The 1,463-nt window shown below is 48.5% G+C and carries 1 protein-coding gene; it reads left to right on the top strand.

The features are described 5' to 3' along the window. A partial coding sequence (aroA, locus tag ACS8FD_RS14380) for a 3-phosphoshikimate 1-carboxyvinyltransferase (protein ID WP_439276359.1) occupies window positions 1-1,463 on the top strand: 1,463 nt, incomplete at both ends.

Genomic DNA, 1,463 nt, shown 5'->3' with positions numbered 1-1,463 from the left:
AAGCAGTAGGAGCCATGGTCATGACAATGGAGGCTGACCATCACGATGCCATATTGGCGCATACCAGTCATTTGCCGCACCTGCTTGCGTTTAACCTTGTTGAGCAGCTGGCAAGCCATAATGACAATTTAGATATGTTTCGCTATGCAGCAGGCGGGTTTCGGGACTTTACTCGTATTGCTGCCAGCGACCCCAAGATGTGGCATGATATATTTTTTGCCAATCAAAGCGCGATTGTGAGCGCCCTTGATGAGTACAGCGTCTATCTACAGGACATACGCCAACTTATCATTGATAAAGATTCAACCGCCCTGATGGGCCTTTTGGGCCGCGCGCAAGCCGCACGGCGACATTTTGGTCATATGTTAGCCAGCACCCCTTATACGGATACCCCTGCTATGTCAGCTTCTTACCTTATTACTCCTAGTAACACTGTCACTGGTACTATTGCTATTCCTGGTGATAAGTCTATCTCCCATCGCAGTATTATGCTTGGTAGCCTCGCAACAGGAGTGACCAACGTCACAGGTTTTTTGGAAGGAGAGGATGCGTTAGCGACGTTGCAAGCATTCCGTGATATGGGTGTGACGATAGAAGGCCCTGACAATGGTAAACTGACTATTCATGGTGTCGGAATGAACGGTCTTAAACCTAGCAAAACCCCTTTATACATGGGTAATTCTGGCACCAGTATGCGCTTGCTAGCAGGTATTTTAGCTGCACAATCATTTGATAGCGTATTGACAGGTGATACTAGCTTAAATAAGCGTCCAATGGAGCGTGTCGCAGCACCACTTCGCCAGATGGGCGCAGTCATTCAAAGCACTGGGCATAGTGGCACAGCGCCGCTCAGCATCACTGGCCGTGATAACGTCGGTAAGCCGCTCCAAGGTGTAGATTATGATATGCCGGTTGCTTCAGCACAGGTCAAGTCTTGCTTATTGTTGGCGGGGTTATGGAGCGAGGGTACAACAACCGTTATTCAACCTGAGGTTAGTCGTGACCATACCGAGCGTATGCTGTCAGCCTTTGGTTATCCTGTGACCGTCGATGGCAATCGCATTAGCGTTGAAGGTGGTGGTACGCTGACAGGCGGTGATATCGCCGTCCCTGCTGACATCTCTTCTGCGGCCTTCTTTATGGTAGCTGCTGCTATCAGTCAAGATAGTGAATTGACCTTAACGCAAGTCGGTATTAATCCTACGCGTACTGGTGTCATCGATATTTTAAAGCTGATGCAGGCAGATATTAGCTTAAGTAATGAGACCCACGTTGGTGGCGAACCAGTGGCTGATATCACCATTCGTAGTTCAAGCCTAGTCGGTATTAAAATTCCAGAGTATTTAGTCCCATTAGCGATTGACGAATTTCCTGTATTATTCGTTGCCGCTAGCTGTGCGCAAGGTCGTACGGTATTAACTGGTGCGAAAGAGTTGCGTGTTAAGGAGTCCGATCGTATCGCC

The organism is Psychrobacter sp. 1U2 (assembly GCF_051847575.1).
This window is presented reverse-complemented; position numbering and strand designations above follow the sequence as displayed.